We start from the raw sequence: 26,012 nt of genomic DNA, 5'->3' as shown, positions 1-26,012 counted from the left end.
AAGCTTTGCATTGCCCGCCGCTGCCGGCCGTTTGGCATCAACTCAAATCGATATGATTGAAGGCGCTCCATACTGTAATTTTATACAGCATTCCGTATCGCAGTCGCACGGAAGGATGCCTGCGGCATCCGCGCTCTTGACCTCGGCCTGAAGGCCGAGGCTTGCCGCGCATTGGGTCAATTGCAAATGCTTCTCATTTACCTTAAAATTTGCAAAAATACTATGGAGAACTCCCTTGGACACTGCCCGAGATATCCACGCGTCCGGATTGAAGGTCACGGCACCTCGCCAGCGCATTCTTGAGCTCTTCCACACAGGGCGCGACCAGCACCTGACGGCGGAAGACGTGTTTCGCCTTCTGCTCGAAGAGCACGAAGACATTGGCATGGCCACCGTCTACCGTGTGCTGATGCAGTTTGTAGAAGCCGGCATCCTGGCGCGCAACCAGTTCGAAAACGGCCCCGCGCGTTTTGAGCTGAACACCGGTAAGCACCACGACCACCTGGTGTGCACCCAGTGCGGCCGGGTCGAGGAATTCGTCGATCCCTACATTGAAAAGCGCCAGCGCGTCATCGCCGAACAGCGCGGCTTTGCGCTGATCGAGCACACGCTGTCGCTATACGGCCAATGCCGCATCTGCTCCGAACAGCAGGCAGGTGCTATAGCCGCTTCTTCATAAAGACGCGGCTGACACCCTCCAAATCGGATTCAACTTCGCCGAATTTCACCCACCCGTTCTTTTCATAAAACCCGGGCGCCTGGAAGCTGATGGTGTAGAGCACCGCGTTGCGGCAGCCCCGCTTGCGCGCCTCGTCTTCAAACGCTTGCAGCACCCGCGTGCCCATGCCCGTGCCGCGCACGCTTGCCGGCAGATGGAACAAGTCCAGGAACGCCAGTCCGAGCGAGGTCCTGCCGACAATGCCGCCCAGAGCCTCGCCGCTGTCCGGATCGCGCACAATCACACAAAGCGGGCGCTGGTCGCTAAAACCCGCTGCCTGCAGGTTGAATTCCTCCAGCCCTTTGCCAAGCAGGTTTTCGAACGCGGGATCGGCATCTTCCACCACCTCTATCACGCTCGCGCGCACCACCGCTGCGGTGACGTGCGACACCAGCCGCCAACCCAGCGTTTGGTAGAGCGCCCGGCCCTGATCCGTGGCGACCAGCACACCCAGCGTAGCGCCTTGCGCGATCGCGTAATTGCCCAGGGCCGCCATGACGAGGCGCCCAAGGCCGCGCCGCTGGTGTGCAGGCTCGGTCACGATCTGGTCGAAGGTGGCGAAGCCGCCGTTATGCGCAGCGCGCCCGCGTGCCGCCAGCTCGCCCTGCAAATCGCGCACTTCCACTTCGATGACCGCGCCCACGTTGGAGACGACGAGACGATAGCCTTCCGGCGCAACCGCTGTGTCCATGCCCAGGACCACCGCCATCAGGTACTCCGGCGCCTGGACCTGCCAGCGCTCGTGCAGCAGCGGAGCCACATCCTCCGCCGCCGCGCAGACTTTGAGCCAGGTGCCAGGCGTGCGCAGGCCACCGGCCAGTTCACGCACCAGCGGTGCATCGAAATCAACCACCACATGCCGCTCCAGGTGATCCGGCAGGCCCAGGTCGATCTTGCAGCCATAGCCCGTGCTGACGGGCGACGCCTTATCGCGCGTCAGCGTCCAGCCTTTGGCCCACGCAGAAGCCACATCCGCCACGTCCATGCTCGCCTCCCTGTCAGGCCGAAGGCTTACGATAGCCCGACTCCATCCAGGCAGTCGCACTCGCCACGCTCAACTTGAAGTTCGGCGCCACGCGCACCTGCGCCTGCTCTTCGCCGAAAGGGTCGAAAGCGGTCAGGGTCGCGTATGGATCGTCTTCATCCGGCGTGATATCGAGGTTAACGGTGACGTAGGCAGCGCCGTTCGTATGCACACGCACGCTCTTGTGCAGTTGCGCGTGCAGTTGCTGCTCGTGGCGGCGAATCACCTCATTGGCAGTCTTGACCAGGGTGTTGAAAGCGCCGACGTCGAGCGGCTTAGGGTTCTTCTTGTCGCGGCCCATGGTCCAGGGACCGACCAGCGCCGGTTCCGCCTCGCCATCCTTGACCATCGCCACCGCCCAACCGTCGTCGTCCTCGTTCTTGATGACGCGCGCAGTCCAGCCATTGCCCTGCCACAGGCGGTCTTCCTGCACCAGCACCTCTTCCGCAACGTCGATCACATCGTCCATCGTCCCCACTCCAAAGTTGGCTTGTTGAAAATACTGTGATTATATACAGTTATTTCGAGCCAGCAAGTGCAGCAGACGAAACTTATGCGTTAAACTTGCTACCAATCGGTAACTTTGACTCTCGCCCTATGAAATCCACCATCCGCCTGATCCTCGGCGACCAGCTCAACTGCCAGCACAGCTGGTTTTCCAGCGTGCGCGACGATGTGGTCTATGTGCTGATCGAGCTGCGCCAGGAAACCGATTACGTCCTCCACCACGCGCAAAAGATCATCGCCATCTTCGCCGCCATGCGCGACTTTGCCGAGCGTCTGCGCCAACAAGGCCACCGCGTGCACTACATGCGCATTGACGACGCGGACAACCGCCAGGCTTTCCCCGAAAATCTCGACTACCTGCTCGCCCACTACGATGCCGCAGCCTTCGGCTGGCAAGCACCCGACGAATGGCGGCTCGACCAGCAACTGCGCGACTACGCCGCGCGCCTGCCGCTTCCCAGCGAGATGTCGGACACCGAGCATTTCTATGCCGGCCGCGACGAAGCAGCAACCATCTTCGGCCAGCGCAAGCAATGGGTAATGGAACATTTCTACCGCCACATGCGCGTGCGCCACGGCGTAATGGTCGGCCCCACCGGCGCACCAGCCGGCGGCCGCTGGAACTTCGACCACGATAATCGCGAATCCTGGAACGGCATGCCGTGGGAGCCGGCCGATACCCGCCCGCACCACGATCACAGCGCGCTATGGGACACCATCCAGCGCGCCGGCGTGCGCAGCTTCGGCGAACCGCATGCCGACGCCTTCCGCTGGCCGCTGAACCGCGACGAAGCACTGGAGCAGCTCGACCAGTTCGTGCAGAACGCGCTGCCGCACTTCGGCCGCTTCCAGGACGCCATGAGCTACAAGGCCTGGCGCCTGTTCCACTCCCTGCTCTCCTTCGCCATGAACACCAAGATGCTCGACCCGCGCACGGTAGTCGAGCGCGTGGAAGCCGCCTGGCGCGACGGCCACGTGCCCATCGCAGCGGCCGAAGGCTATATCCGCCAGATCCTCGGCTGGCGCGAATACGTGCGCGGCGTGTACTGGCACCGCATGCCGGGCTACGACACGCTGAACGCCTTCGATCACCAAACCCCGCTGCCGCACTGGTTCTGGAACGGACAAACGCAGATGCGCTGCGTGGCGTCCGCCATCGGCCAATCACTGGAGCACGCGCACAGCCACCACATTAACCGCCTCATGGTGATCGGGAATTTTTCCCTACTGGCCGGACTGTCGCCGCAGGAATTACACCAGTGGTACCTCGGCATCTATATCGACGCCTTCGAATGGGTCGAGCTGCCCAACACACTCGGCATGAGCCAGTACGCTGACGGCGGCCTCCTGGCGACCAAGCCCTACGTCTCCAGCGCCGCCTATATCGACCGCATGAGCGATTACTGCAAGGGCTGCCACTACGACAAGAAGCAGCGCGTTGGCGAACGGGCCTGCCCTTTCAATGCCTTGTACTGGGACTTCTTCAACCGCAATCGAGACAAGCTGGAAGGCAACCATCGGCTCGGCATGGTCTACCAGCAACTGCGCCGCATGACGCCCGAGCAGCACGCCGCAATTGCAGAGCAAAGTGTATTGCTACGCAACAGGCTGGACAAACTGTAACGACGCCGGAGGTCTTCGCAAACTCGATTGAACTTTCTTGCGCCAATGCTGTCCAACCTCAAAACGCGGCCCCACGATTGCGTCATGGACGACCAAACACGCATCATTAAGCTTGAAGTCGAAATGGAATCCCTGCGCGAAAGCAATGCACGCTTGCAAAGATCAGTCGACTTACTACATGGTGAGCTGGTTGACCTACGCGAATACCTCGACCGGAGACTGGCAGCCCAGCAAGCCAGTAATGACGAGAATTTCCGGGAAGTCCGCGCAAGCATGGAACGAGGATTCGCCGAATGCCGCGCTGAGAGCCGCACAGCTGCGGCACAGAGCCGCAAGGAAGCCAAGGAGGCTAAGCGATGGTTAATTGGCATCCTGGTCTCGATCGCTCTCGGACTGACAGGTATCGCTGCCAAGTTCTTGCTCGGCACATGAACGCTGGCCCCCTTGCAATAGGATGATTGCAAGTCTTAAGGACCGGCCATGCGCATAAAATACATTCTTCTTGGTGGCCTGGGCTTGCTTGCCCCTCTAGCCCAAGCGGGCGAGTTGGACACGTTGGTAGCGGGGGCGCTGAAAGACCGCAGCATTCCCGCCATGGCGGTCCCTGCGGGTAATCCGAAAGGTGAATAGGTGGTAGAAATCAGATGAAGAAAAAACAAAAAGCCCCGAACTAGTCGGGGCTTTTTGCTTGAATCTGGCGGAGACGGTGGGATTCGAACCCACGATACAGGTTTTGCCCGTATGCTTCCTTAGCAGGGAAGTGCCTTCGGCCACTCGGCCACGTCTCCTCGTTGATGTATTACTGCGTCAACGCGACCGCTATATTAAAGACCGACCTTGCTTTGGTCAAGGGTAATACAGCAGCTTTTTTGGAAATATTTACGCTTTTTCCAGCTCGAACGCCTTGTGCAGCGCGCGCACGGCCAGCTCCATGTATTTCTCGTCGATCAGGACGGAAATCTTGATCTCGGAGGTGGAGATCATCATGATGTTGATGCCCTCTTCCGACAGGGTTTTGAACATCTGCGATGCCACGCCCACGTGCGAGCGCATGCCCACGCCGACCACGGAGATCTTGGACACTTTGGCGTCGCCCACCAGGGTGTGGTGGCCGATCTCGCCCTTTTCGTTGTGCAGCACATCCATGGCCTTCTGGTAGTCGTTGCGCGACACGGTGAAGGTGAAGTCGGTCTTGCCGTCGACTGCCTGGTTCTGGATGATCATGTCGACTTCGATATTCGCTTCGGCAACCGGGCCCAGGATGTGGTACGCGATGCCTGGACGGTCTGGCACGCCCAGTACGGTGATTTTGGCTTCGTCGCGGTTGAAGGCGATGCCGGAGATGACTGCTTGTTCCATGTGTGTGTCTTCCTCAAACGAAATCAGGGTGCCCGAGTTGGCTTCTTCTTCCAGATCCATCAGCGGATCGGTCAGCGAGGACAGCACGCGGGTCGGTACGCGGTAGTTGCCGGCGAATTCCACCGAGCGGGTTTGCAGGACTTTGGAGCCCAGCGAGGCCAGCTCCAGCATCTCTTCAAACGTGATCGCTTTCAGGCGGCGCGCTTCGGACACCACACGTGGGTCGGTGGTGTAGACGCCGTCCACGTCGGTGTAGATCAGGCATTCGTCCGCCTTCAGCGCGGCGGCAATCGCCACGGCCGAGGTGTCGGAGCCGCCGCGGCCCAGGGTGGCAATGTTGTCGTTTTCATCCACGCCCTGGAAGCCGGTAATGATCACAATACGGCCTTTTTCCAGGTCTTCGCGCACGCGGCCGTCTTCAATCGACTGGATACGGGCTTTGGTGAAGGCGGAATCGGTTTTAATCGCTACTTGCCAGCCGGTGTAGGAAATCGCGTCCTTGCCAATGGCTTGCAGCGCCATCGACAGCAGGCCCACGGAGACTTGCTCGCCGGTGGAGGCGATCATGTCCAGTTCGCGTGGGTCTGGCGGGTTTTGGATCTCTTTTGCCAGCGCAATCAGGCGGTTGGTTTCGCCGGACATTGCCGACGGAACCACCACTACCTGGTGTCCTGCGTCGTGCCATTTGGCGACGCGACGCGCGACGTTCTTGATGCGTTCCGTCGAGCCCATCGACGTGCCGCCGTACTTGTGAACGATTAAAGCCATGCTGATTTTTCCGCATTGATGTGATAAAGGGAGCCCTTTACTCTACATGCTGCGATGCAAAATCTCAAGACAAAAAGTTCATACTCTCATACCGAATTGGCATAAGTTCATATGTATAGACAGCCGTCGGCGACGATTATTTGGCTTCCCAGCGAAATACCAAACGAAGATCGCCATCCGAGCTTAATTTACGGCAATCCATGCCGATCCCGCCCGCATACAGCGTATGGCCGGGGATCGATACCATGGGCATGCGCTCGCGCTCCCAGGCCGGGATGCCCAGGGTCTGGTAGTGCTGCTTGAGGGTGCGCGTGGGGCGGTTGCGGGCTGGTTTCAGGCGCGCGCCGCCGCTGCGGAAGGCGATGGTCAGCATCTGCTGGCGCAGCCAGGCGGGGTCCAGGCCCAACTCGGCCGGTTCGATATGCAGGGTGCCGCCAAAATGCGGGAAGTCGATACTGGCTTCGCCGTCCCAGCGGAACACCTCTTCCTGCTCGGCGTCGGCTTCGGGGCGGCGCGGCACCAGGTACAGGCGGTCGCGGTGGCGCCGCACGTCGCAGTCGGGGTGGGTGACTTTGAGGTTGGCGTCGTCGCGCGCGGTCAGGGCCTGCTCCTGCATCTCAGCGAGCCAGTTGGACGATGGCAGGCGGATGCCGCGCTCGGTGAACCAGTGGCGCAGCAGGTTGGCGATGCGGTCGGCGCTGAGCGCCCTCACCTTCGCCATGTCCAGGCTCGCCTCAACGTCGGAGGCCGAGGTGGCGCCGGCAGCGCCGGCCAGGCAGGACTGCAGGTCTTCTGCGGCTTGCTCGGTCAGCAGGCGCTGCGCCGCTTGGGCGTGGCGCGCGCTGCGGGCGAAGCGCTCCTGGTAGCCGGGATAGGCGGCGGCCAGCTTGGGCATGATTTCATGGCGCAGTGCGTTGCGGGCATAGCGCAGGTCGGCGTTCGACTCGTCTTCGATATGGGCGATGCCGTGCTCGCGCACATACTCTTCCAGTTGCGCGCGGCTGGCTTGCAGCAACGGGCGCACCAGCAGCACGCTGGCGGTGCCGAGCAGGCCGGCGGCGTGGTTGGAAGCGTCCATGCCGGACAGGCCGGCCACGCCCGAGCCGCGCAGCAGCTGCAGGAGGATGGTTTCGGCCTGGTCGTCCAGGTGGTGGGCGGTGAGCAGGTGCTCTACGCCGTGTTCGGTGCACAGGGCGCCGAGGGCGGCGTAGCGGGCCTTGCGGGCGGAGTTTTCGCTGCGGTCGCTCAGGGTGACACGGCGGCTGGCGTACTTTACGCCCAGGCGCTCGCATTCGGCGCGGCAGTGCGCTTCCCAGGCATCGGCGTTGGGGCTCAGGCCGTGGTGGATGTGGAAGGCGTGCAGTTCGCGGCCGGTGGCGACGGCCAGGTGCAGCAAGGCGCTGCTGTCGAGGCCTCCGCTGTAGGCGATGGCGATTTTTCCGGGGGGGAGGTGCTGGAGGAGTTCGTTGAGGCGCATGGTTTTTAACCCGGCAAACCAGGGTACGACCCAAGGGTCGGACCCTGATACGCGGCAGCCGCCAGTCTGGGTCTGACCCTTGGGTCTGACCCAGGTTCTCCGGGGTTTACTCGGAAGCAGTGGTTTCTTTGAACTTGCCGTAACCCATCAGCTTCTCATGACGGGCAGCCAGCAGGTCCTTGGTTTTCACGCCCTGGAACTGGCGCAGGGAATCCGCCAGCGCGCGCTTGAGCAGCTTGGCCATTTCCTTCGGATCGCGATGCGCGCCGCCCAGCGGCTCGTTAACAATCTTGTCCACCAGACCAAGCGCCTTCAGGCGATGCGCAGTCAGGCCCAGCGCCTCGGCCGCATCCGACGCGCGCTCCGAAGTCTTCCACAGGATCGAAGCGCAACCCTCAGGCGAAATCACCGAGTAAGTCGCATACTGCAGCATCAGCACCGAATCGCCCACCGCAATTGCCAGCGCGCCGCCGGAGCCGCCTTCGCCGATGATCGTGGCGATCAGCGGCACTTTCAGTTCCGCCATCACATACAGGTTGTGGCCGATCGCTTCCGACTGGCCGCGCTCTTCCGCGTCGATGCCAGGGAAAGCGCCCGGGGTGTCAACAAAGGTGAAAATCGGCAGGTTGAACTTCTCGGCCACCTTCATCAGGCGCATCGCCTTGCGGTAGCCTTCCGGCTTCGGCATGCCGAAGTTGCGCATGGCGCGCTCTTTGGTGTCGCGGCCCTTCTGGTGGCCGATCACCATGCATGGCTGGCCGTTGAAACGGGCGAAACCGCCCACGATGGACTGGTCGTCCGCATAGGTGCGGTCGCCGTGCAGTTCGTGGAAGTCGGTGAAGATCTCGTTCACGTAGTCCATGGTGTATGGACGCTGCGGGTGACGGGCGATCTGGGAAACCTGCCAAGGGGTCAGCTTGGCGTAAATGTCTTTGGTCAGCTGTTGGCTCTTCTTGGCCAGGCGGTCGATCTCCTCCGAGATATCGACGGCCGAATCGTCTTGTACGAAACGCAGCTCTTCGATCTTGGAATCCAGTTCCGCGATCGGTTGCTCAAAATTGAGGAAAGTCGTTTTAATCATTGTACCTCCAAGTGTTTTGCTACCACGGCAGCCCCGCTTTTGGCCGGGCTGCCGTGAGAATTTGCGCTATTTTACCGGAACCGGGTCCAGGCTACGCCATAAATACCAGGTGGCGACAGTCCGGAAGGGTTCCCAGTTGGCCGATACTTCGCGCGCATCGCTGCGCGACACCGGTTCGCCGGAAAAATAGTTTAGGCTGATTCCAGCGATCAGCCGGCTGTCGTCCAGCGGCAGCACATTAGGTCGGAGCAGATTAAATATCAAAAACATCTCTGCTGTCCAGCGTGTAATGCCGCGGATCTGAACCAGTTCAGCGATCACTGCCTCGTCATCCATCTGCGCCCATTGGGCGGCGTGGACCTTCTTATTCTTGAAATGGTCGGCTAAATCCAGGATGTATTCGGCCTTGCGCTTGGACAGGCCGCAGCCCGCCAATGCAGCGGCGCCGGCTTTTTGCACCGCCGCCGGGTTAAATTTCGGACAAGTTTCCAGCAGCTTGGCCCAGGCGGCGTTGGCAACCTGGGTGGTGACCTGCTGGTTCACGATGGCGCGCGCCAGGGTGGTAAACGGGTCGTCGTGGCCGACCAGGTGCAGATCGCCGAAATGGGGGATCAGGCGGTTCATGATGCGGTCGCGCTTCATGAGTTCCGCCTTGGCTTCCTCCCAATACGGTGGCACCGGGGCCTGTTCCCCGTTTTCCCTGGACAGGACCATTACGCGCGGCGCCAGTTGGTGGTGCCGTCAGGCTTGTCTTCGAGGACGATGCCGGCTGCCAGCAGGTCGGCACGCACCTTGTCGGCGGTGGCGAAGTCGCGCGCCTTCTTGGCGGCGGCACGGGAGGCGATGGCGGCTTCGATCGCCGCTTCGTCCATGCCCTCGCCTGCTGCGCCTTTCGGGGCGGCCTTGCGGAATTCCTCCGGGCTGCGCTCCAGCAGGCCAAGCACGGCGGCCAGGCCTTTCAGCTGGCGCACGGCGACAGGCGACTTGGTCTTGTTGACTTCCGACGCCAGGTCGAACAGCACCGACACCGCGATCGGGGTATTGAAGTCATCGTCCATCGCTTCGGCGAAGCGCTTGGCGTTGTCTTCGTTCCAGTCCAGCGGCTGGCCGTCGCCCTGCACGCCGTCCAGCGCCGTATACAAGCGGGTCAGCGCGCCGCGCGCGTCTTCCAGGTGCACGTCGGAGTAGTTCAATGGGCTGCGGTAGTGCGCGCGCAGGATGAAGAAGCGCACCACTTCCGCGTCGAACTGCTTCAGCACTTCGCGGATGGTGAAGAAATTGCCCAGGGATTTGGACATCTTCTCGCCGTCCACGCGCACGAAGCCGTTGTGGACCCAGTAATTGGCCAGCTGCTTGCCGGAGGCGCCTTCCGACTGGGCGATCTCGTTTTCGTGGTGCGGGAACTGCAGGTCGGCGCCGCCGCCGTGGATGTCGAAGGTCTCGCCCAGCAGGGAGCAGGACATGGCGGAGCACTCGATGTGCCAGCCCGGACGGCCGCGGCCCCACTTGGAGTCCCACTTCACCTCTTCCGGCTCGGATTCCTTGGCGGCCTTCCACAGCACGAAGTCGAGCGGGTCGCGCTTGCCGGTGTTGACATCCACACGCTCGCCGGCGCGCAGGTCGTCCAGCGACTTGCCGGACAGCTTGCCGTAACCCTCGAACTGGCGCACAGCGTAGTTCACATCGCCGTCGGCAGCCTTGTAGGCCAGGTCCTTGGCTTCCAGCTTCTCGATAATGCTCAGCATTTGCGGCACGTACTCGGTCGCCTTCGGCACGTCGGTCGGCGCCAGGATGCCCAGCGCAGCGCAATCCTCTTCCATGAACTGGATGAAACGGCCGGTCAACTGGCCGATGGTTTCCTTATTCTCCACCGCACGCTTGATGATCTTGTCATCGATATCGGTGATATTGCGCGCGTAGCGCACGTCATAGCCCGACGCCTTCAGCCAGCGGTAGATCACGTCAAACGCCATCAGCATACGGCCGTGGCCCACGTGGCAGTAGTCGTAAACGGTCATGCCGCAGACATACATCCGGACTTTGCCCGCCTCAATGGGTTTAAACGACTGCTTTTCGCGTGCCAGCGTGTTGAAGATCTTTAAATTGCTCATCGGACTAGAAGTAAACGGGCGACGGGCGCGAAACGCCTGGGGCGCCGCACCGGTGCTCGGTGGATTACAGGGGAATGTACCTACCCTTTGTTATAGTTCTACTTTGTTAGAATGGAACGTCTGCCGAAGTATAGCACCGAAAATTTCGACTACGCGAGAATCAAACCTTATGAATAAAACAAGAATGCAGAAGTTGACCTGGATCGCCTTTGCCGCCGGCATCGTCAGCGGCAGCCTGCTGATGGGCAGCGGCATCGCCCTGGCCGCCGACAACCCGCAAGTCTCGATCAAAACCACCCTGGGCGAGATCGTCGTCGAGCTGGACCAGGAAAAAGCGCCCATTTCCACGGCCAACTTCCTCGCTTACGTTAAAAGCGGCTTCTATAAGGACACCATTTTCCACCGCGTGATCAACGGCTTCATGGTGCAAGGCGGCGGCTACACCGCCGACATGAAGCCCAAGATGCCGCTGCGCCCCACCATCAAGAGCGAAGCGAAGAACGGCCTGTCCAACCTGGCGTACACCATTTCCATGGCCCGCCACGACTCGCCCGACTCCGGCCAGTCGCAATGGTTCATCAACGTGGTGGACAATATCGGCCTGGACTACCCGAACGCCAAGGGCCACGGCTACGCCGTCTTCGGCAAAGTCATCCAGGGCAAGGAAACGGTCGACAAGATCAAGGTGCTGCTGGTGGACGACAAACCCGGCTTCCAGAACATTCCCGTGATCCCGGTCGTGGTCAAATCGGCCACCATCCTCAAGACCCGCATCGTGCCGCCAGCGCCGCCTGCGCCGCCGCCGGTCGAACAACCTGCCCCGGCAGTCGAGCCGACCCAACCGGCGCAAGCTGCCCCGATTCAGGAGGCCACTCCTGCTCCGGCGCAAGAGCCTGTAAAATAACGCTTTTTTAGAAACACAAAAGGACAACAAGATGACCACCATCACCATCACCACCAACAAAGGCACCATCGTTGCCCAACTGGACGCGGAAAAAGCGCCAAAGACTGTTGAGAACTTCCTGAACTACGTGAAGGCCGGCCACTACAACAACACCATCTTCCACCGCGTCATCGACGGTTTCATGATCCAGGGCGGCGGTTTCGAGCCAGGCATGAAACAAAAGCCAGCCGACCAGACCGTGGAAAACGAAGCCAAGAACGGCCTGAAAAACGAGCCATACACCCTGGCCATGGCCCGCACCTCGGCGCCGCACTCCGCATCCGCCCAGTTCTTCATCAACGTGAAGAACAACTCCTTCCTGGACTACCCAGGCCAGGACGGCTGGGGCTACGCCGTATTCGGCAAAGTCACCGAAGGCACCGAAGTGGTTGACGCCATCAAAGGCGTAAAAACCACCCGCTCCGGCATGTTCGCCGACGTGCCAGCGGAAGACGTCATCATCGAAAAGATCGAAGCGGCGTAATTTGATCCTCTTCGTATCAGACCTGCATTTGCAGCCGGCGCGGCCGGTGCTGACGGAAGCGTTCCTGCGCTTCCTCGACCAGCACGCGCTGGGCGCTAAGCAGCTTTACCTGTTGGGCGATATTTTCGAATATTGGGCGGGCGACGACGACCTGCCGGATCCGTTCCACCAACAGATTGTGACCGCCCTGCGCCGCGTCAGCGACGCAGGCGTCCAGCTATTCTGGATCGCAGGCAACCGCGATTTCCTGGTCGGCGAACAATTCGCCGCCGCAGCGGGCCTGACCCTGCTGCCGGAAACCTGGGTCATCGACGCCTACGGCCAACGCATCGTGCTGCTGCACGGCGACGCCCAATGCACCCAGGACGTCAAATACATGGCCTTCCGCGCGCAAGTGCGCCAGCCCGCGTGGCAGCAGCAATTCCTGTCCATGCCGCTGGAACAGCGCAAGCACATCATTGCCGGCCTGCGCGAGCAGAGCAAGCAAGGCCACGCCGAAAAGTCGTATGAGATCATGGACGTGACGCCAGCAGCGATCGCCGAGGTCTTCGCCCAGACCGGCACTTCGATCATGATCCACGGCCACACCCACCGCCCCGCCCTGCACGAAGTTGGCGGCACCCGCCGCTACGTCCTGCCTGACTGGGAACCCGAAGCCACGCCCCCGCGCGGCGGCTGGCTCGCCATTGCCGAAGACGGCACCATCTCGCAGATTCGGGGTCAGGTCTGACAATCGGACAAATTATGCGCTTCGCGCATAATTTGTCCGATTGTCAGACCTGACCCCGAATTACCAGAACCGCCACCAACTGACAGGCTTGAAGGCCATCAAGGGAATGCTCTCGGGATCGAGGAGCGACGGCCCGTTGTCGCCTTCGAGCTGGTAGCCGAACAGGGCTTCCAGGGCGGCTTCGCCGAGGTCGAGCGGGTGGAACGGTAAGGGGTAGGTGCTGGGCTCGTCATCATCGGGGTCGATGGCGGGGTAGGCGCCGGCCCAGTATGCCGCTTCGAAGGGGCGGCGTTCGCCGAGCTCTTCCAGAACGCCGCCGTCCGGGGCGACACTCAATGAGCGCTGCCATTTGCCGTCTTTCCAGATCGCGTAGGCGAACCAGTCAACCACGCTGTACATGATGTGCAAGTAGACCGTGCGGCCAGCGGCGATATCGAGGAAGCGCTGGTCGAGCTGGCTGGGGGTGTCGATGGCGAGTTCGTCCGCCGCGACGATCGACAGGCCCGGGAAGCAGCCGACCAGGATATTGCGGCCGCTGGGGCAGGCCTGGGCCAGCGTCAGGTCGTCCGCCGCCTTATAGCGCTTGCCTGGGAAGAGCTGCGCCAGCAGGGCCTCGCTGGCCGCCCGGTCCAGCACTGGCCGGGAGCGCAGGATCTCGGCGGGGTCGCCTTCCGCGTACATCAGCATCCATGTTTTTGCGCCCATACTTGCCCCTTCGTTCACATTGCAAAAAGCTTACCATGATAAATGCTTGACGCGATTGCGACAGTTGTCACATACTGTCACCATTCGTCACATAAATGTCTGTCATGCTGATCCCGTCCACTCCCGAACTCTGCATCCTGAAAGCCCTGTGGCGCCAGGCGCCTTTGAGCGCGCGCGAAATCCATGCTGCGGTGGAGGAGGATCTGGCCTGGTCGTTCTCGTCCACCCGCAAGACCGTGGAGCGCATGATGGAGAAGCAGATGCTGGCGCAGCACGTGCGCCATGGCGTGCAAGTCTACGAGGCGCTGCTCGATAAGGTGGAAACCCTGGCCGCCTACGCCCGCGATTTCGGCTCGCGCATCATGGAGCTCGATACGCCGCTGCCGGTCAATATGTTCGCCGGCAGCAAACTGGTCGATGCCGGCGAACTGGCGCAGCTGGAGCAAATGCTGTCCGACTGGCCCGATGAGGAAGACGCCAAGTGAGCGGCCTGGAGCTCCTGACCATGCGCTTCCTGCTGGCCAGCCTGGGTTGCCTGGCTGCCGGCTTGAGCGTGTGGGCCATCAGCGCCCTGCTGCGCCGCTGCCTGCCGGCGCTGGCCATGCAGCGCAGCCTGTGGCTGCTGGGCCAGTTGACCGTGCTGGCGATCTTCGTACTGATGCTGCTGCCGCACAGCCAACGCGTGCGCCTGATCCCGCCGCTGGAAGGCGCCACGCGCACCGTCACGCAATTCCTGCCGGCGGCCGCTGCCACCGCCCTGCCCGCCCCCCGCGCCGCGCAGGCCGACGCCACGCCGGCCCTGTCGCCGCGCACCCTGCTGCTGCGCGGCGCCCAGGCCTGGCTGGCCATCTACCTGCTTGGCCTGGCGTGGTCCATCGCCCGCCTGTGGCGCGCGCACCGCCTGCTCGACAGCCTGGCCAAAGGCGGCGCGCCAGCCAAGGCGCAAGACGGCGCCACCATGCTGGAGGTGGATGCGCCCATCTCGCCCATGCTGCTTGGCCTGTTCAAACCGCGCCTGCTGCTGCCGCGCCATTTGCGCGACTTCGATCCGCTGCAGCGGCAGATGATCGTGGAGCACGAGTTGACCCACCTGCGCCGCCATGACTTGCAGTGGATGTCGGCCGGCGTGCTGCTGCAAACCCTGTTGTGGTTCAACCCCTTCATGCGCATGCTGCGCAACAGCCTGACCTGGGCCCAGGAACTGGGCTGCGACCGCGATGTGCTGCGCGGCCGTCCAGCGGCGCAGCGCAAGGCTTACGCATCGGCCCTGGTGGCGCAGCTCAAGCTGCAGCACCTGGCGCCGCAAGGCGCGCTGGCTTTCGGCAGCATCGATCCGAACACGCTGACCGAGCGCGTTGCCCTGATTCGCAGCCCGGCCAGTACGCGCCGCGCCATGTGGGCGCGCGCCGCCACCGTCGCCGCGCTGGCCGCCATCGCGGGCGGCAACTTCGCGCTGCAGCCGGCCTTGGCGTGGAGCGTTTCGCCGTCCGCGCAGTCGGTGGCCGCACTGAACTGCACCACCTTGGTCGATGCCGCCAGCGGCAAGGCGCTGCTGCGCGAAGGCGATTGCGGCGCGCGCATCACGCCGGTCTCCACCTTCAATATCGCGGTCAGCCTGATGGGCTACGACAGCGGCTTCCTGCGCGACGAGCACGCGCCGCTGCTGCCCTACCGCGCCGCATACAATGCCTGGAACCCCGACTGGAAACGCGACATGGCGCCGCGCGACTGGATCCGCTATTCCGCCGTGTGGTACGCGCAGCAGGTGACCCGGCAACTGGGCCGCGAACGCTTCGAGCGCTATGTGCAGGGCTTCGGCTACGGCAACCGCGATACCGGCGGCGACGCGGGCAAGGACAACGGCCTGGCATGGTCCTGGATCGGCTCTTCGCTGCAAATTTCGGCCGACGAACAGACCGACTTCCTGCGCAAACTGGTGCGCCACGAGCTGCCGGTGTCGCCGCGCGCGGTGGAACAGACCGCCACCCTGCTGCGCCTGGACGACCTGCCCAACGGCTGGCGCGTCTACGGCAAGACCGGCACCGGCGCCCCCGTCGGGGCGGACGGCAAGGACGATTTCTCGCGCTCCCACGGCTGGTTCGTCGGCTGGGCCAGCAACGGCAAGCGCACCATCGTCTTCGCCCGCCTGGCGCAGGATGAGAAAAAAGAGGAAGGCGCCGCCGGCCCGCGCACCAAGGAAGCCTTCCTGCGCCAACTGCCGGCGCAACTCGCAAAACTCTAACCAAGGACCCCACCATGAAGCGTCAATCCATCGCCCTGCTCGCAGGGCTGGGCCTCCCTTTGCTCGCGTATTCGGCGGAACACTGCCTGGCCATGGCCGATGCCGCCAGCGGCAAGTGGCTGGTACACGAGGGCGTGTGCGATAAACGCCTGCCGCCCATGTCCACCTTCAAGCTGCCGCTTGCGCTCATGGGCTATGACGCCGGCGTGCTGTGGGACGAGCAGGCGCCGGTGCTGCCCTTCAAACCCGGCTACGTGGACTGGCGCCCGGTGTGGCGCCAGCCGCACGGCCCGGGCACCTGGATGAAGGAATCGGTGGTCTGGTACTCGCAGCAAATCACCCTGCAGCTGGGCGCGGAACGCTTGGCCGCCTACACCCGCCAGTTCAACTACGGCAACGCCGATGTCAGCGGCGATCCGGGCCAGGACAACGGCCTGTCCGAATCCTGGCTCGGCTCCTCCCTGCGCATTTCGCCGGACGAACAGATCGCCTTCCTGCGCCGCGTGGTCGGGCGCGAACTGCAGCTGAAGCCCGCCGCCTACGACATGGCCGCCACCCTGGTGAAGTGGCCGCAGACGGTCGGCGGCTGGCACGTCTTTGGCAAGACCGGCAGCGGGCGCGAAGTGGGCTGGTACGTCGGCTGGCTGGAGCACAGCGCACAGGCGGGCCGCCGCATCGTCTTCGCGCAGGCCGGCGCCGGCAGCGGCATGGAGCAGCGCGATGCCTTCCTGGCACGCTTGCCGGGCCTGATGCCCTGAGACCATCGTTCAGGGGCTGATTCTCACTTGATCTAAGTCAAAAGTTTCCGAGTCGTTTCGATATTCCGCAGTTCTTTCCAAAAATTTGACCTGCGTCAATTCAGAAACATGCATTTAAAAACTAAGATTTAGCTGTCAAACGGCGCAATCCCGTGCCGGACAAACCTGTGAGAAGAAAATGAAACCGACCTTGATGTCCAAAGCCATCGCAGCGCTGGTGATCGGCGCAGCCACCCTGGCGCCAGCTTACGCACAACACGGCCAGCACGGCGGCAACGGCAGCACCGCCGTGAAGTACCGCCCCGACGTGACTTACACCCTGCGCACCGATATCGCAGACGGTAAGCTGGTATTCGTGAGCGACTCCGGTGAGACCAAGGGCAAGGCCAACCCGACCTTGCGCGTGCCGGTCGGCGCCGTGGTGCAGATCAACCTGGTCAATGGCGACGGCGCCATCCACGACATCTCCGTACCCGAATTCAAAACCAAGTCGAACCAGCTGAAGGACAAGGGCGCATCGACCGCCATCGTCTTCAAGGCCGACAAGAAAGGTGAATTCACCTACATCTGCACCCTGCCCGGCCACGTGGCGGCAGGCATGATCGGCAAGATCATCGTGGGCGATGTCGAAGCCAAGGCCAAGCCACTGGCGGCCGACGTTTCGCAGAACCCAATGAACGTAGGCACCCCGATCGGCAAGCGCGGCCCGCAAACCGTGAACGTCAAACTGGACACCACGGAAATCGTCGGCCAGCTGATGGACGGCACCACCTACAAATACTGGACCTTCAACAGCAAAGTGCCAGGCCCGTTCATCCGCGTGCGCGTGGGCGACACCGTCAACGTCGACATGTCCAACGCCAAGGACAGCGAAATGATCCACTCGGTGGACTTCCACGCTGTGACCGGACCAGGCGGCGGCGCGGCAGTCACCCAGGCAGCGCCAGGCAGCACCAAGAGCTTCACCTTCAAGGCCATCAACCCAGGCCTGTACGTGTACCACTGCGCGACCCCGATGGTGGCGCAGCACATCTCCAACGGCATGTACGGCATGATCCTGGTGGAACCGGAAGGCGGCCTGCCGAAGGTTGACCGCGAGTTCTACGTGATGCAGGGCGAGCTGTACACCGCGCAGAAGCACGGCACCCCAGGCGAAGCCGAGTTCTCGCTCGACAAGCTGCTGGCCGAACAACCGGAACACCTGATGTTCAACGGCACCCATGACGCGCTGACCAAAACCCACCGCATGGAAGCCAAGGTTGGCGAAACCGTCCGCATCTTCTTCGGCGTCGGCGGTCCTAACGCCACCTCCAGCTTCCACGTGATCGGCGAAGTGTTCGACCGCGTGTACAACCTGGGCGACCTGACCTCGCCACCGCTGCAAAACGTGCAGACCACTACCGTGGCTCCTGGCGGTGCAACGATGGTCGAGTTCAAAGTCGAAGTGCCGGGCCGCTTCATCCTGGTCGACCACGCGCTGTCGCGCATGGAAAAAGGCCTGGTCGGTTTGCTGCACGTGGTGGGCAAGGAAAATCCAGAGATCTTCCGCACCAACAGCAAGCCTGACGGCGATTCGGGCCACTGATCCCCGGGATTAGACCGACATTAGCGTAACCAGACAGGACCCCCAGCCGGGGGTCCTTTTGCCATTTCAGGAGAACCAAATGCCAAGCCCCAAAATCGACCCCCGCGAGTTCCTCAAGCGACTGCCGCTGTTCGCAGACCTGTCGCAGGAAGAACTGTCGCTAGTGGCTGCCGGCACTACCGAGCATCACATCCCACGCGGTAGCGCAGTGTTCCAGCGTGGCGATCCGTGCGTCGGATTCCACATGGTCATCTTCGGCCAGGTCAAACTCAGTTTCCTCTCCGCCCAGGGCAACGAAAAGATCGTCGAGATCATCGGCCCGGGCCACAGCTTCGGTGAAGCTTTGATGTTCATGGAAAAGCCCTACATCGTCACCGCCCATGCAGTCAGCGACTGCATGCTGCTGCATATCTCCAAGCACACCGTGTTCGCCGAGCTGCAGCGCAACCCGCAGTTCGCGCGCCGCATGCTGGCCGGTATGAGCCGCCGCCTGCATGGCTTGATTTCGGACGTGGAGGCCTACTCGCTGCGCTCAGGCAGCCAGCGCATTATCGGCTATCTGTTGAAGGAAGATGACGCCGGCGATGGTTCGGAGATCACGCTGGCGGTCAGCAAAAAGCTGCTCGCCTCGCGTTTGAACCTGACGCCGGAATACTTCTCGCGCGTGCTGCACGAGTTGGCCGACCAGGGCATGATTGCCGTGAACGGCCGCCAGATCACGATTCTGGATGCTGCGCGCCTGCGAGCTTACGAAGGCTAAACGCGGCCAGCGCCAGGTCGAAACCCAGGCGCATGCAGGCCACCGCCAACACCGCACCCGCCAGCTGGGCCAGCCAGCCGGGTGCGAAGGCGGCGCCCAGCAGCAACAGCACGCTGGCGGCATGCCAGGCCAGCTGCACGCGTGGCTCGCTGTCCGGCATCAGCTGGCGCACGCCCGGCACGTTGCAACCGGCGTGCTGGCCGTGGTACCACAGCAGGAACGGCACAATTTTATACAGCATGCCATTCACCGCCGACATGGCGAAGCCGCCGATAAACAGCACCCCGATCACCAGCGCCTGGTCCCCGCCCAGCGGGCACAGGAACACCAGCACGCAGGCCAGCAGGGAGCCCAGCGACAGCCACCAATACCAGGTCGAAACATCGGCCGCGCGCTTGCGGCGCTGCAGCAGCAGTAAAGTGTAGACGGCGAACAGCGCCAGGCACACGCCCACCAGGCCGGCGCCGAGCCATTGCCAGGGCTGCCCCAGCAGGTAGCCGGCGCTCCACAGCGCCAGCCCGCCCAAGCATAAAGGTGGCAAGGCAAACGCCAGCGGGCGCGGGAACAACTGGGTGGACTGGAACATGGGCACCACCTGGAACACTACCGACACCACCAGCACGCCGACCCAGCCCACCAGGGCCCAGGCCGCATGCACATTGGTCCAGACGGTCGGCTGCAGGCGCACCGCGCCCACCAGCACGCCCACCAGCGTGACGCCGATGGCGACCGCGCAGCCCAGCGCCAGCACGGCCTGGCGCATGCCCGCCACCACCGGCAGCGCGGCCGGCGCCGAACGCTGCGCCAAAGCGCGCGCCAGCACCGCCACCAGCAGCACAAAAGCGCCGGCCAGCAAAACGCCGGCGGCGCGCAGGCACCACGGTAAGCCGCACAGGAAGCCAAAGGCCAGCAGCAACGTGCCGCCGCCCAGCGCGCCCCAGATGGCGGGCGCCAGCCTGCGCGCCCAGTGCAGTTCCACCCCGGCCACCACCGGCACCATTTGCAGCAGCGAGCCTGCCATGGCCATGCCCAGGTAGCCGAGCGTAATCAAATGGGTGGCGGCCAGGGTGGCCGGCGCCCAGCGCGTGGACATCGCTTCCGCACCCTGCCACACCAGCAGCAGGCCGGCCAGGGCGCCAAACCAGGGCGCCACCAGCAGGAAACGCAGCGGCAGCGCCAGCCCGGGCGTATGCTCGAAAGCCAGCTTGCGTTGCATCAGTTAGCTTGGGTAATCAGGATTTCGTAGATATAGTCGTCGCGCATCGAGGTGGCGTAGCGGTAGCCGTTATTTTGCAGGATGCGGTACAGCGGCACAGGCTCGCGGTCGATGACCATGCGGATATGCTGGCCGGGTTGCAGCAGGTCGAGCGCTTCCAATACGCGCTCCATCGGTTCAGGCGGCACCATGCCGCACAGCTCCAAGACAATTTCAGGCGCACTCATGATGATTCCTTCAGATTAGGTCCGCCAGGGTCTGGCGGTCGAGATGACCAAGGTAAGCCTCGGTCGCCTTTTGCAAACCTTCCTGCAGGCGGCAGGCGCCGCTCAACTGGCAGGTATTGCGTGTGGCATTAAAACATTCAACGATGGTGAAATCGGCTTCGGCCAGGCGCACCACGGCGCCCACCGAAATCGAAGCCGGTGGCTGCGCCAGGCGCAGGCCACCGGCCCGTCCACGCCAGGTGGCGACCAACCCGGCCTGGCCGAGTCGGTGCGCTACCTTGCGCAGGTGATGCTCGGAGATCGCGTGTGCCTGGGCGACCTCCTGCACGGTCACCAGCCTGCCCTGATGCCGGCCCAGGTACATGAGCAGGCGCAGCGCATAGTCTGTGTGACCGGTCAGGCGCATGGATCAGTTCTCCAGCACTACGCCTTCGGCGACGGTTTCTTCCTTCTTCGCCTTGCCGATCAGGCGCAGGGCGAACAGGGCCAGGAAGGCGCAGCCAATCGCGAACACGATATCGCCCGGAACGCGCAGCCAGACCGCGGTTTCCATGAAGGTGGAGTGCACCACTTCCGGCGAACGGGCGTACCACATGCCCTTGGTGATCGAGGCCACGGCCTGGTAGATACCGGCTGGGACCAGGGACATGAAGACCATCATGGCCAGGCCGATATTCATGCTCCAGAACATACCGGCCAGCAGCTTATCGGACCAGGCGAAACGATCCACCAGGCCGCGCAGGCAGAACAGCATCAGGCCGATACCGAGCATGCCGTACACGCCAAACAGTGCAGCGTGGCCGTGGGCGGCAGTCATGTTCAGGCCTTGCATGTAGTACAGCGCGATCGGGGTGTTGATCGAGAAGCCCAGCAGGCCAGCACCGACGGTATTCCAGAAGCCGACCGCGATGAAGCACAGGATAGCCCACTTGTAAGCGCCCAGCCATGGAGCCGACTGCGAACGCTTGTAGTTGCGGTAGGCTTCGATGCCGATCAGCGACAGCGGAACCACTTCCAGCGCGGAGAACATGGCGCCGATGGCGATCACCGAAGTCGGGGTGCCGGTGAAGTACAGGTGGTGCAGGGTACCCAGGATGCCGCCGAACAGGAACACGATGGTTTCCAGGATGATGGCGCTATTCGCCGATGCGGCGCGGATCAAGCCCAGGCGGGTGAACAGCAGCGCGATGACAGCGGTAGCGAACACTTCGAAGAAGCCTTCCACCCACAGGTGGACCAGCCACCAGCGCCAGTACTCGACCATCGAGTAGTGGGTGCTCTTACCCCAGGTCAGCGACGTCGCATAGAAGCCGCCGATGCACAGCGCAGCCAGGAACACCATGGCGATGATGCCGCGGCTTTCCGAAGGGGTTTTCAGCGCTGGCCACAGGCCGCGACCGAGCAGGAAGGCCCAGAACAGCAAGCCAACGAACAGCAGGATTTGCCAGATACGGCCCATCGAGGTGAATTCCAGGCCCTGGTTACCCAGCCAGAAAGCGAAGTCGGTGCCTTTGTGACCCAGCACGCCCAGCCAGCCGGTGGCGGTGGAGCCGACCACGATGAACAGCAGCGCGTAGAACAGCACATCGGTGCCCAGCTTCTGGAACTTGGGTTCCACGCCGGAGATGGCAGGAGCGATGTACAGGCCGGTCGCCAGCCAGGCGGTCGCGATCCACAGCACGGCGAACTGGGTGTGGATGGTGCGGCTGACGGTGAACGGCAGGATTTCAGCCAATGGGAAGCCGAAGAAGCTGGTGCCTTCCACCGCATAGTGGGCGGTGATGATGCCCATGCCGACCTGGGCCAGGATCAGGCCGACCACCACCAGGAAGTACTTCTTGGTGGCCTTCATGGAAGGCGTGGCTTTCAGGCTGAACAGCGGGTCGTTCTTCGGCGGCACAGGGTCAGCTTCTTCCTTGTGCATGCCATGGTAGAACAGCATGCCGGCGATGGCGCCGATCATCAGGATGATCGAAGCGATCGACCAGATGCCAGCGCCGGCGCTCGGCGTATTGTCGATCAGCGGTTCGTGCGGCCAGTTGCTGGTGTAGCTCAGGCCAGTTTCGCCCGGACGGTCGGCAGCGGCGGCCCACGAGGACCAGAAGAAGAAGCCGGTCAGCGCCGCGCGGTCCTTGGCTTCAGGCAGCGCGTTCGGGGTCATTGCATACTGCTCGCGCAGTTTTGCATACTGGGCTTCATCGCCGAACAGGCCGTTGTAGTGGGCAGCCACGATCCGCACTGCTTCAGCGCGGGTAGCGGACAACTTCACTTCATTGGTGTCGGCATTGTAGGTGTTGGTGCGCAGCTCGGCTTTCACCAGGGCGTCAACGTGGGCTTTGCCGCCGGCTTCCAGCTGGGCGTAGTCCTTGTTGAAGTTTTTACGCGCGAACAGGTCTTGCAGGGCGACGGCTTCGCGGTGCAGCCAGTCGGCCGACCAGTCAGGCGCCAGGTAGGAGCCGTGGCCCCAGACGGTGCCCAGCTGCTGGCCGCCGGCCGACAGCCACGCGCTTTGGCCGTACTGCACCTCGGCCGGCGTGTACAGCACGGCGCCGTTCTCGTCGACGACTTGCGCAATCGGAGGCGCTTTCAAATAGATTTCGCGGCCCACCCAGCCTAGCACCGTAAACGATGCAAGGCAGATAATGGCGAGCCACGTCCATAACTTCTTAGTGGCGTGCATGATAGCTCCTTTTGTGGTGTTTCAAATGTATGTTTTTAGCCAGAATACAGCCGCCACCCGGGCAGCTCACATGATCCAGATCAAGTGTTAATTAATGGCCGCCGCAACCGCCGCAGCAGGTCTGGCTACGTTGGGTCACTGGCGTGTAGCCGTTTTCTTCCAATACCTTGCCCAGGTGATGGACGCTGGTCAGGGAATCGTCAAAGGCGATTTCGACATGGGCGCCGCCGGCAGGGGCGTGCACGCCACGGATGCCAGGCACGGTGCGCAGCAGTTCAAGCACACGGGTCACGTTGGCGGCGTCCAGGATGGAAGCCAATTGGAAAGAGTGATGCATTTTTAATTCCTCCTCGGGGTAGTTGTGGGAGGAAGTTTAGGCAGGGGCGGCGTTCGCGTCCTTGACGCAGCTTAAGCAAAACCCGGTAAGGCGGTGTCTGACACAAGTGTCAGACACCCAACGGTCTCAAAGCCGGGGGGCGGGCTCAAGGGCCAACAGACCCCGCTTTACCGGGTTTCAGCCGCAGCCGCCCATATAGTGGCACTCCACGCAGCGCGTGCAGCCATCCACCTTATGCAGCGCGCGCGCGCCGCACTCCGGGCACTTGCCCGCCGACTGCGCGGGCGCAGCACCCGCCGCCGTCATCGCCTCCGGCGCCACATGGCCCGCCTCCCCGCGCATGGCGAATTGCGCCGCCAGCTGCGGCACCGGCACCTGGTTGCCGTAAGCATCCAGGAAACCGCGCCGTATCAGCATGCGCTGCAAGGTGAAGGCAATGGCCGCCACCTCCGAATCGTGATAGACCGGCACCTGCACCCCGTCCTCACGCGTCAGCAGGCCGCAGCGCACCGGCCCCTTCTCCCACACTACCTCGCGCATATCGGCCAGCGCCTTGGCGATCGAACTGCCGGCGCGCGCCGCCATCGACAGCAAGCGCATGGAAGACGTGATCCACTGCTGCCCGTCGCTGCGCTGGTTGGCCGGCATGAAGAACTCGAACGGCCGCTCAATGCGCACCGGCAGGCCGTCCTGCATGCCATCGACGGTGATGAAGCTCACCGTCAGGTAGGCCGCCTTCTTACCCTCCTGGGTCCAGTATTCAACCTTGGAGGTGACCGACTCCAGCTCGCCCAGCGGGCGCCCGTCGAAACGCTTGCGCAGCGGATCATCATCGCGCACCAGCGGCGCCGCCACCGCCGCCGACACCGCGGCAGCAGCCGGGTCCGGCGCCACGCTCAAGACACTGCCCGTCACCGAATTCGGACGGAAGGTCGCCAGCCCCTTCAAGCCAGCCTGCCACGCCTCCGTGTACAGGTCCTTGAAATCCTCGAAAGGATAAGCCTCCGGCACGTTCACCGTCTTCGAAATCGCCGTATCGACGAACGGCTGCACCGCCTCCATCATGCTCACATGGTCCAGCGCCGCCATATCCAGCGCCGTCACGAACTGCGGCGGCAACTGCTCCATTTCAAAGCCCATATGGCGGTACAGGCGCCACGCATGGTCCGCCACCTCGTACGAACGCGACGAGCCGTCCGGCATGCGCTTGCGGCGCTGGTAAACCCACGAGAACGCCGGCTCAATACCGTTCGACGCATTGTCCGCAAAGGCCAGGGTAATGGTGCCGGTCGGCGCAATCGACAGCAGGTGGGAATTGCGGATGCCATGCTTGGCGATCGCCTCGCGCAACGCCTTCGGCAAGCGACGCACGAACGCCCCCTGCATGTACTTATCCTTGTCGAACAGCGGGAAAGCGCCCTTCTCCCGCGCCAGCCCCACCGAGGCCGTATAGGCCGCATCGCGCAAAGCCTCCGCGATGCTGGACGCCATGGCCCGGCCGTTGGCCGAATCGTAGCGCAGCCCCAGCATCACCAGCGCGCTGCCCAGGCCCAGGAAACCGAGGCCGATACGGCGCTTGTTGGCCCCCTCCTCCGCCTGCTGCGGCAATGGCCACTGGGTCGCGTCCAGCGCCAGGTCCAGCATGCGCACCGCGATGCCCGCCACGCGGCACATCGCCTCGTAATCGAATTCCGCCTTTTCGCTGAAAGGATGGCGCACAAAGCGCGTCAGGTTCAGCGAACCCAGGTCGCAGCAGCCATAGCCGGGCAAGGGCTGTTCGCCGCAAGGGTTGGTGGCGCGCAGGGTCTCGCAGTAATACAGGTTGTTCTCGGCATTGATACGGTCCACGAACAGCACGCCCGGTTCGGCGTGGTCGTAGGTGGAAGCCATGACCTTGTCCCACAGCTCGCGCGCCGGCACGCGGCGATACACCCACAGCCCGTCGTCGCGCTGGCTGGCGCCCGCCGCCAGGTCCTCATCGCCCGGCTCCACCTTGTGCACCAGCTCGAACTGGCCATCGGCCGCCAGGGCCTGCATGAAGCCGTCGGTCACGCCGATCGACAGGTTGAAGTTACGGAAGCCGCCTTCGTCCTTGGCGGCGATAAAACGTTCGATATCGGGATGGTCGATGCGCAGCACGCCCATCTGCGCGCCGCGGCGGGCGCCGGCCGACTCCACCGTCTTGCAGGAGGCATCAAATACTTCCATGTACGAGACCGGCCCGGACGCGCGCGACTGCGTGCCCTTGACCTTGGCCCCGGCCGGACGGATGGCGCTGAAATCGTAGCCCACGCCGCCGCCCCGGCGCATGGTTTCCGCCGCCTCCGCCACGGCGGTGTAGATGCCCGGCAGGCCGTCCGCCTCGCCGGTCACCGAATCGCCCACCGGCTGCACGAAGCAGTTCATCAAGGTCGCCTTCAGGCCCAGGCCCACCGCCGAATTGATGCGGCCCGCCGGCACGAAGCCGTGCTCCTGCGCCCACAGGAACTGCTCCTCCAGGTCGGCGCGCAGCTCCGGCGCCTCCAGCGCCGCCAGCGCCTGCGCTACGCGGCGCCGCACATCGATGATGTCCTGCTCTTCACCCTTCGCGTATTTTTCGCGCAGCACGTCCAGCGAGATTTCCTGGGGCGGCATCGGGTTGCCGAACATTTTGTCGTTTGCATTCATTTTAGTGATA

At 63.0% G+C, this 26,012-nt stretch carries 25 protein-coding genes, 1 tRNA gene and 2 pseudogenes; 12 read left to right on the top strand and 16 right to left on the bottom strand.

Annotated features, from left to right (window positions below):
- Window positions 1-235 precede the first annotated feature (235 nt).
- A complete protein-coding gene (gene fur / locus GTP41_RS09330; RefSeq protein ID WP_161025290.1) occupies window positions 236-679 on the top strand; it encodes a ferric iron uptake transcriptional regulator in 444 nt (147 codons plus the stop codon).
- Here the strand turns inward: fur and GTP41_RS27115 are convergent.
- From GTP41_RS27115 to GTP41_RS09320, 3 genes and pseudogenes are all read right to left on the bottom strand, one after another.
- Window positions 660-1,085 carry a GNAT family N-acetyltransferase gene (locus GTP41_RS27115; RefSeq protein ID WP_371867312.1) on the bottom strand — a complete coding sequence of 142 codons (426 nt, stop codon included), beginning with the start codon at window positions 1,083-1,085 and terminating at the stop codon, window positions 660-662. The genes fur and GTP41_RS27115 overlap by 20 nt on opposite strands.
- A 30-nt stretch (window positions 1,086-1,115) precedes the next feature.
- A pseudogene (locus tag GTP41_RS27380) lies at window positions 1,116-1,409 on the bottom strand (GNAT family N-acetyltransferase); the annotation flags it as partial.
- Window positions 1,410-1,716: 307 nt separating this feature from the next.
- Window positions 1,717-2,211 (bottom strand): hypothetical protein, encoded by a 495-nt coding sequence (locus GTP41_RS09320; RefSeq protein ID WP_161025288.1) that lies wholly within the window; start codon window positions 2,209-2,211, stop codon window positions 1,717-1,719.
- Between the two features lie 128 nt (window positions 2,212-2,339).
- On the opposite strand from GTP41_RS09320, the gene GTP41_RS09315 reads away from it, so the two are divergent.
- Entirely contained in the window at window positions 2,340-3,872 is a 1,533-nt protein-coding gene (locus GTP41_RS09315; protein ID WP_161025287.1) for a cryptochrome/photolyase family protein, read from the top strand.
- An 84-nt stretch (window positions 3,873-3,956) separates the two neighbouring features.
- Window positions 3,957-4,304, top strand: coding sequence for a hypothetical protein (locus tag GTP41_RS09310; protein WP_161025286.1), 348 nt, complete (start codon window positions 3,957-3,959; stop codon window positions 4,302-4,304).
- A gap of 263 nt (window positions 4,305-4,567) precedes the next feature.
- Here the strand turns inward: GTP41_RS09310 and GTP41_RS09305 are convergent.
- From GTP41_RS09305 to cysS, 6 genes are all read right to left on the bottom strand, one after another.
- A tRNA-Ser gene (locus GTP41_RS09305) sits at window positions 4,568-4,660 on the bottom strand.
- A 91-nt stretch (window positions 4,661-4,751) separates the two neighbouring features.
- Entirely contained in the window at window positions 4,752-5,999 is a 1,248-nt protein-coding gene (locus GTP41_RS09300) for an aspartate kinase (protein WP_161025285.1), read from the bottom strand.
- A gap of 136 nt (window positions 6,000-6,135) precedes the next feature.
- Window positions 6,136-7,476, bottom strand: a complete 1,341-nt coding sequence (gene tilS, locus GTP41_RS09295) for a tRNA lysidine(34) synthetase TilS (protein ID WP_161025284.1) — start codon at window positions 7,474-7,476, stop codon at window positions 6,136-6,138.
- A 106-nt stretch (window positions 7,477-7,582) separates the two neighbouring features.
- Window positions 7,583-8,557 carry an acetyl-CoA carboxylase carboxyltransferase subunit alpha gene (locus tag GTP41_RS09290; RefSeq protein ID WP_161025283.1) on the bottom strand — a complete coding sequence of 325 codons (975 nt, stop codon included), beginning with the start codon at window positions 8,555-8,557 and terminating at the stop codon, window positions 7,583-7,585.
- Between the two features lie 66 nt (window positions 8,558-8,623).
- The gene (locus GTP41_RS09285; RefSeq protein WP_161025282.1) at window positions 8,624-9,271 is read right to left on the bottom strand and encodes a DNA-3-methyladenine glycosylase family protein; all 648 of its coding nucleotides are present in this window, start codon (window positions 9,269-9,271) and stop codon (window positions 8,624-8,626) included.
- Complete coding sequence (gene cysS / locus GTP41_RS09280) at window positions 9,271-10,668, bottom strand: cysteine--tRNA ligase (protein ID WP_161025281.1); 1,398 nt, start codon at window positions 10,666-10,668, stop codon at window positions 9,271-9,273. Before cysS ends, GTP41_RS09285 begins: the two co-directional genes overlap by 1 nt.
- Window positions 10,669-10,852: 184 nt before the next feature.
- Between cysS and GTP41_RS09275 the strand changes: the two genes are divergently transcribed.
- The 3 genes from GTP41_RS09275 to GTP41_RS09265 are packed head-to-tail and all read left to right on the top strand — an operon-like array spanning window position 10,853 to window position 12,825.
- Window positions 10,853-11,572 carry a peptidylprolyl isomerase gene (locus tag GTP41_RS09275; RefSeq protein WP_308700841.1) on the top strand — a complete coding sequence of 240 codons (720 nt, stop codon included), beginning with the start codon at window positions 10,853-10,855 and terminating at the stop codon, window positions 11,570-11,572.
- 31 nt (window positions 11,573-11,603) lie between these two features.
- Window positions 11,604-12,095: a peptidylprolyl isomerase gene (locus GTP41_RS09270; protein ID WP_161025279.1), complete on the top strand. Its 492-nt coding sequence runs from the start codon at window positions 11,604-11,606 to the stop codon at window positions 12,093-12,095.
- Window position 12,096: 1 nt separating this feature from the next.
- Window positions 12,097-12,825: a UDP-2,3-diacylglucosamine diphosphatase gene (locus GTP41_RS09265; protein WP_161025278.1), complete on the top strand. Its 729-nt coding sequence runs from the start codon at window positions 12,097-12,099 to the stop codon at window positions 12,823-12,825.
- A gap of 60 nt (window positions 12,826-12,885) precedes the next feature.
- Here GTP41_RS09265 and GTP41_RS09260 read toward each other — a convergent pair whose 3' ends face one another.
- Window positions 12,886-13,530: a DUF6928 family protein gene (locus tag GTP41_RS09260; RefSeq protein ID WP_161025277.1), complete on the bottom strand. Its 645-nt coding sequence runs from the start codon at window positions 13,528-13,530 to the stop codon at window positions 12,886-12,888.
- Between the two features lie 104 nt (window positions 13,531-13,634).
- Here GTP41_RS09260 and GTP41_RS09255 point away from each other — a divergent pair, with 104 nt between their 5' ends.
- From GTP41_RS09255 to GTP41_RS09235, 6 genes and pseudogenes are all read left to right on the top strand, one after another.
- Window positions 13,635-14,015, top strand: coding sequence for a BlaI/MecI/CopY family transcriptional regulator (locus tag GTP41_RS09255; protein ID WP_202419681.1), 381 nt, complete (start codon window positions 13,635-13,637; stop codon window positions 14,013-14,015).
- 20 nt (window positions 14,016-14,035) lie between these two features.
- Window positions 14,036-14,884, top strand: a pseudogene (locus GTP41_RS27965) (M56 family metallopeptidase); the annotation flags it as partial.
- 39 nt (window positions 14,885-14,923) lie between these two features.
- On the top strand, window positions 14,924-15,772 hold the full coding sequence (gene blaOXA, locus GTP41_RS27960; RefSeq protein ID WP_371867311.1) for a class D beta-lactamase: 849 nt from the start codon (window positions 14,924-14,926) through the stop codon (window positions 15,770-15,772).
- A 14-nt stretch (window positions 15,773-15,786) separates the two neighbouring features.
- On the top strand, window positions 15,787-16,530 hold the full coding sequence (locus tag GTP41_RS09245) for a penicillin-binding transpeptidase domain-containing protein (RefSeq protein ID WP_161025274.1): 744 nt from the start codon (window positions 15,787-15,789) through the stop codon (window positions 16,528-16,530).
- Between the two features lie 178 nt (window positions 16,531-16,708).
- Window positions 16,709-18,115, top strand: coding sequence for a copper-containing nitrite reductase (nirK, locus tag GTP41_RS09240; RefSeq protein ID WP_202419672.1), 1,407 nt, complete (start codon window positions 16,709-16,711; stop codon window positions 18,113-18,115).
- Window positions 18,116-18,194: 79 nt separating this feature from the next.
- A complete protein-coding gene (locus GTP41_RS09235; RefSeq protein ID WP_161025273.1) occupies window positions 18,195-18,875 on the top strand; it encodes a Crp/Fnr family transcriptional regulator in 681 nt (226 codons plus the stop codon).
- Here the strand turns inward: GTP41_RS09235 and GTP41_RS09230 are convergent.
- From GTP41_RS09230 to GTP41_RS09205, 6 genes are all read right to left on the bottom strand, one after another.
- Window positions 18,832-20,091: a permease gene (locus GTP41_RS09230; protein WP_161025272.1), complete on the bottom strand. Its 1,260-nt coding sequence runs from the start codon at window positions 20,089-20,091 to the stop codon at window positions 18,832-18,834. The genes GTP41_RS09235 and GTP41_RS09230 overlap by 44 nt on opposite strands.
- Complete coding sequence (locus tag GTP41_RS09225) at window positions 20,091-20,318, bottom strand: DUF2249 domain-containing protein (RefSeq protein ID WP_161025271.1); 228 nt, start codon at window positions 20,316-20,318, stop codon at window positions 20,091-20,093. Before GTP41_RS09225 ends, GTP41_RS09230 begins: the two co-directional genes overlap by 1 nt.
- 10 nt (window positions 20,319-20,328) lie before the next feature.
- Window positions 20,329-20,724 carry an RrF2 family transcriptional regulator gene (locus GTP41_RS09220; protein ID WP_161025270.1) on the bottom strand — a complete coding sequence of 132 codons (396 nt, stop codon included), beginning with the start codon at window positions 20,722-20,724 and terminating at the stop codon, window positions 20,329-20,331.
- Window positions 20,725-20,727: 3 nt separating this feature from the next.
- The gene (locus GTP41_RS09215; protein WP_161025269.1) at window positions 20,728-22,998 is read right to left on the bottom strand and encodes a nitric-oxide reductase large subunit; all 2,271 of its coding nucleotides are present in this window, start codon (window positions 22,996-22,998) and stop codon (window positions 20,728-20,730) included.
- Between the two features lie 91 nt (window positions 22,999-23,089).
- On the bottom strand, window positions 23,090-23,335 hold the full coding sequence (locus tag GTP41_RS09210) for a hypothetical protein (RefSeq protein ID WP_161025268.1): 246 nt from the start codon (window positions 23,333-23,335) through the stop codon (window positions 23,090-23,092).
- A gap of 177 nt (window positions 23,336-23,512) precedes the next feature.
- Window positions 23,513-26,002 carry an adenosylcobalamin-dependent ribonucleoside-diphosphate reductase gene (locus GTP41_RS09205; RefSeq protein WP_161025267.1) on the bottom strand — a complete coding sequence of 830 codons (2,490 nt, stop codon included), beginning with the start codon at window positions 26,000-26,002 and terminating at the stop codon, window positions 23,513-23,515.
- Between the last annotated feature and the right edge of the window lie 10 nt (window positions 26,003-26,012).

It is taken from the genome of Pseudoduganella guangdongensis, assembly GCF_009857475.1.
GTDB classification, from domain to species: Bacteria; Pseudomonadota; Gammaproteobacteria; order Burkholderiales; family Burkholderiaceae_D; genus Rugamonas; species Rugamonas guangdongensis.
This window is presented reverse-complemented; position numbering and strand designations above follow the sequence as displayed.

Coding starts and splice junctions, on each gene's coding strand:
- GTP41_RS09320 (WP_161025288.1), bottom strand. CDS start 2,211: ATGGACGATGTGATCGACGTTGCGGAAGAGGTGCTGGTGCAGGAAGAC.
- GTP41_RS09315 (WP_161025287.1), top strand. CDS start 2,340: ATGAAATCCACCATCCGCCTGATCCTCGGCGACCAGCTCAACTGCCAG.
- GTP41_RS09310 (WP_161025286.1), top strand. CDS start 3,957: ATGGACGACCAAACACGCATCATTAAGCTTGAAGTCGAAATGGAATCC.
- GTP41_RS09300 (WP_161025285.1), bottom strand. CDS start 5,999: ATGGCTTTAATCGTTCACAAGTACGGCGGCACGTCGATGGGCTCGACG.
- tilS (WP_161025284.1), bottom strand. CDS start 7,476: ATGCGCCTCAACGAACTCCTCCAGCACCTCCCCCCCGGAAAAATCGCC.
- GTP41_RS09290 (WP_161025283.1), bottom strand. CDS start 8,557: ATGATTAAAACGACTTTCCTCAATTTTGAGCAACCGATCGCGGAACTG.
- GTP41_RS09285 (WP_161025282.1), bottom strand. CDS start 9,271: ATGGTCCTGTCCAGGGAAAACGGGGAACAGGCCCCGGTGCCACCGTAT.
- cysS (WP_161025281.1), bottom strand. CDS start 10,668: ATGAGCAATTTAAAGATCTTCAACACGCTGGCACGCGAAAAGCAGTCG.
- GTP41_RS09275 (WP_308700841.1), top strand. CDS start 10,853: ATGCAGAAGTTGACCTGGATCGCCTTTGCCGCCGGCATCGTCAGCGGC.
- GTP41_RS09270 (WP_161025279.1), top strand. CDS start 11,604: ATGACCACCATCACCATCACCACCAACAAAGGCACCATCGTTGCCCAA.
- GTP41_RS09260 (WP_161025277.1), bottom strand. CDS start 13,530: ATGGGCGCAAAAACATGGATGCTGATGTACGCGGAAGGCGACCCCGCC.
- GTP41_RS09255 (WP_202419681.1), top strand. CDS start 13,635: ATGCTGATCCCGTCCACTCCCGAACTCTGCATCCTGAAAGCCCTGTGG.
- blaOXA (WP_371867311.1), top strand. CDS start 14,924: ATGTGGGCGCGCGCCGCCACCGTCGCCGCGCTGGCCGCCATCGCGGGC.
- GTP41_RS09245 (WP_161025274.1), top strand. CDS start 15,787: ATGAAGCGTCAATCCATCGCCCTGCTCGCAGGGCTGGGCCTCCCTTTG.
- nirK (WP_202419672.1), top strand. CDS start 16,709: ATGAAACCGACCTTGATGTCCAAAGCCATCGCAGCGCTGGTGATCGGC.
- GTP41_RS09235 (WP_161025273.1), top strand. CDS start 18,195: ATGCCAAGCCCCAAAATCGACCCCCGCGAGTTCCTCAAGCGACTGCCG.
- GTP41_RS09230 (WP_161025272.1), bottom strand. CDS start 20,091: ATGCAACGCAAGCTGGCTTTCGAGCATACGCCCGGGCTGGCGCTGCCG.
- GTP41_RS09225 (WP_161025271.1), bottom strand. CDS start 20,318: ATGAGTGCGCCTGAAATTGTCTTGGAGCTGTGCGGCATGGTGCCGCCT.
- GTP41_RS09220 (WP_161025270.1), bottom strand. CDS start 20,724: ATGCGCCTGACCGGTCACACAGACTATGCGCTGCGCCTGCTCATGTAC.
- GTP41_RS09215 (WP_161025269.1), bottom strand. CDS start 22,998: ATGCACGCCACTAAGAAGTTATGGACGTGGCTCGCCATTATCTGCCTT.
- GTP41_RS09210 (WP_161025268.1), bottom strand. CDS start 23,335: ATGCATCACTCTTTCCAATTGGCTTCCATCCTGGACGCCGCCAACGTG.
- GTP41_RS09205 (WP_161025267.1), bottom strand. CDS start 26,002: ATGAATGCAAACGACAAAATGTTCGGCAACCCGATGCCGCCCCAGGAA.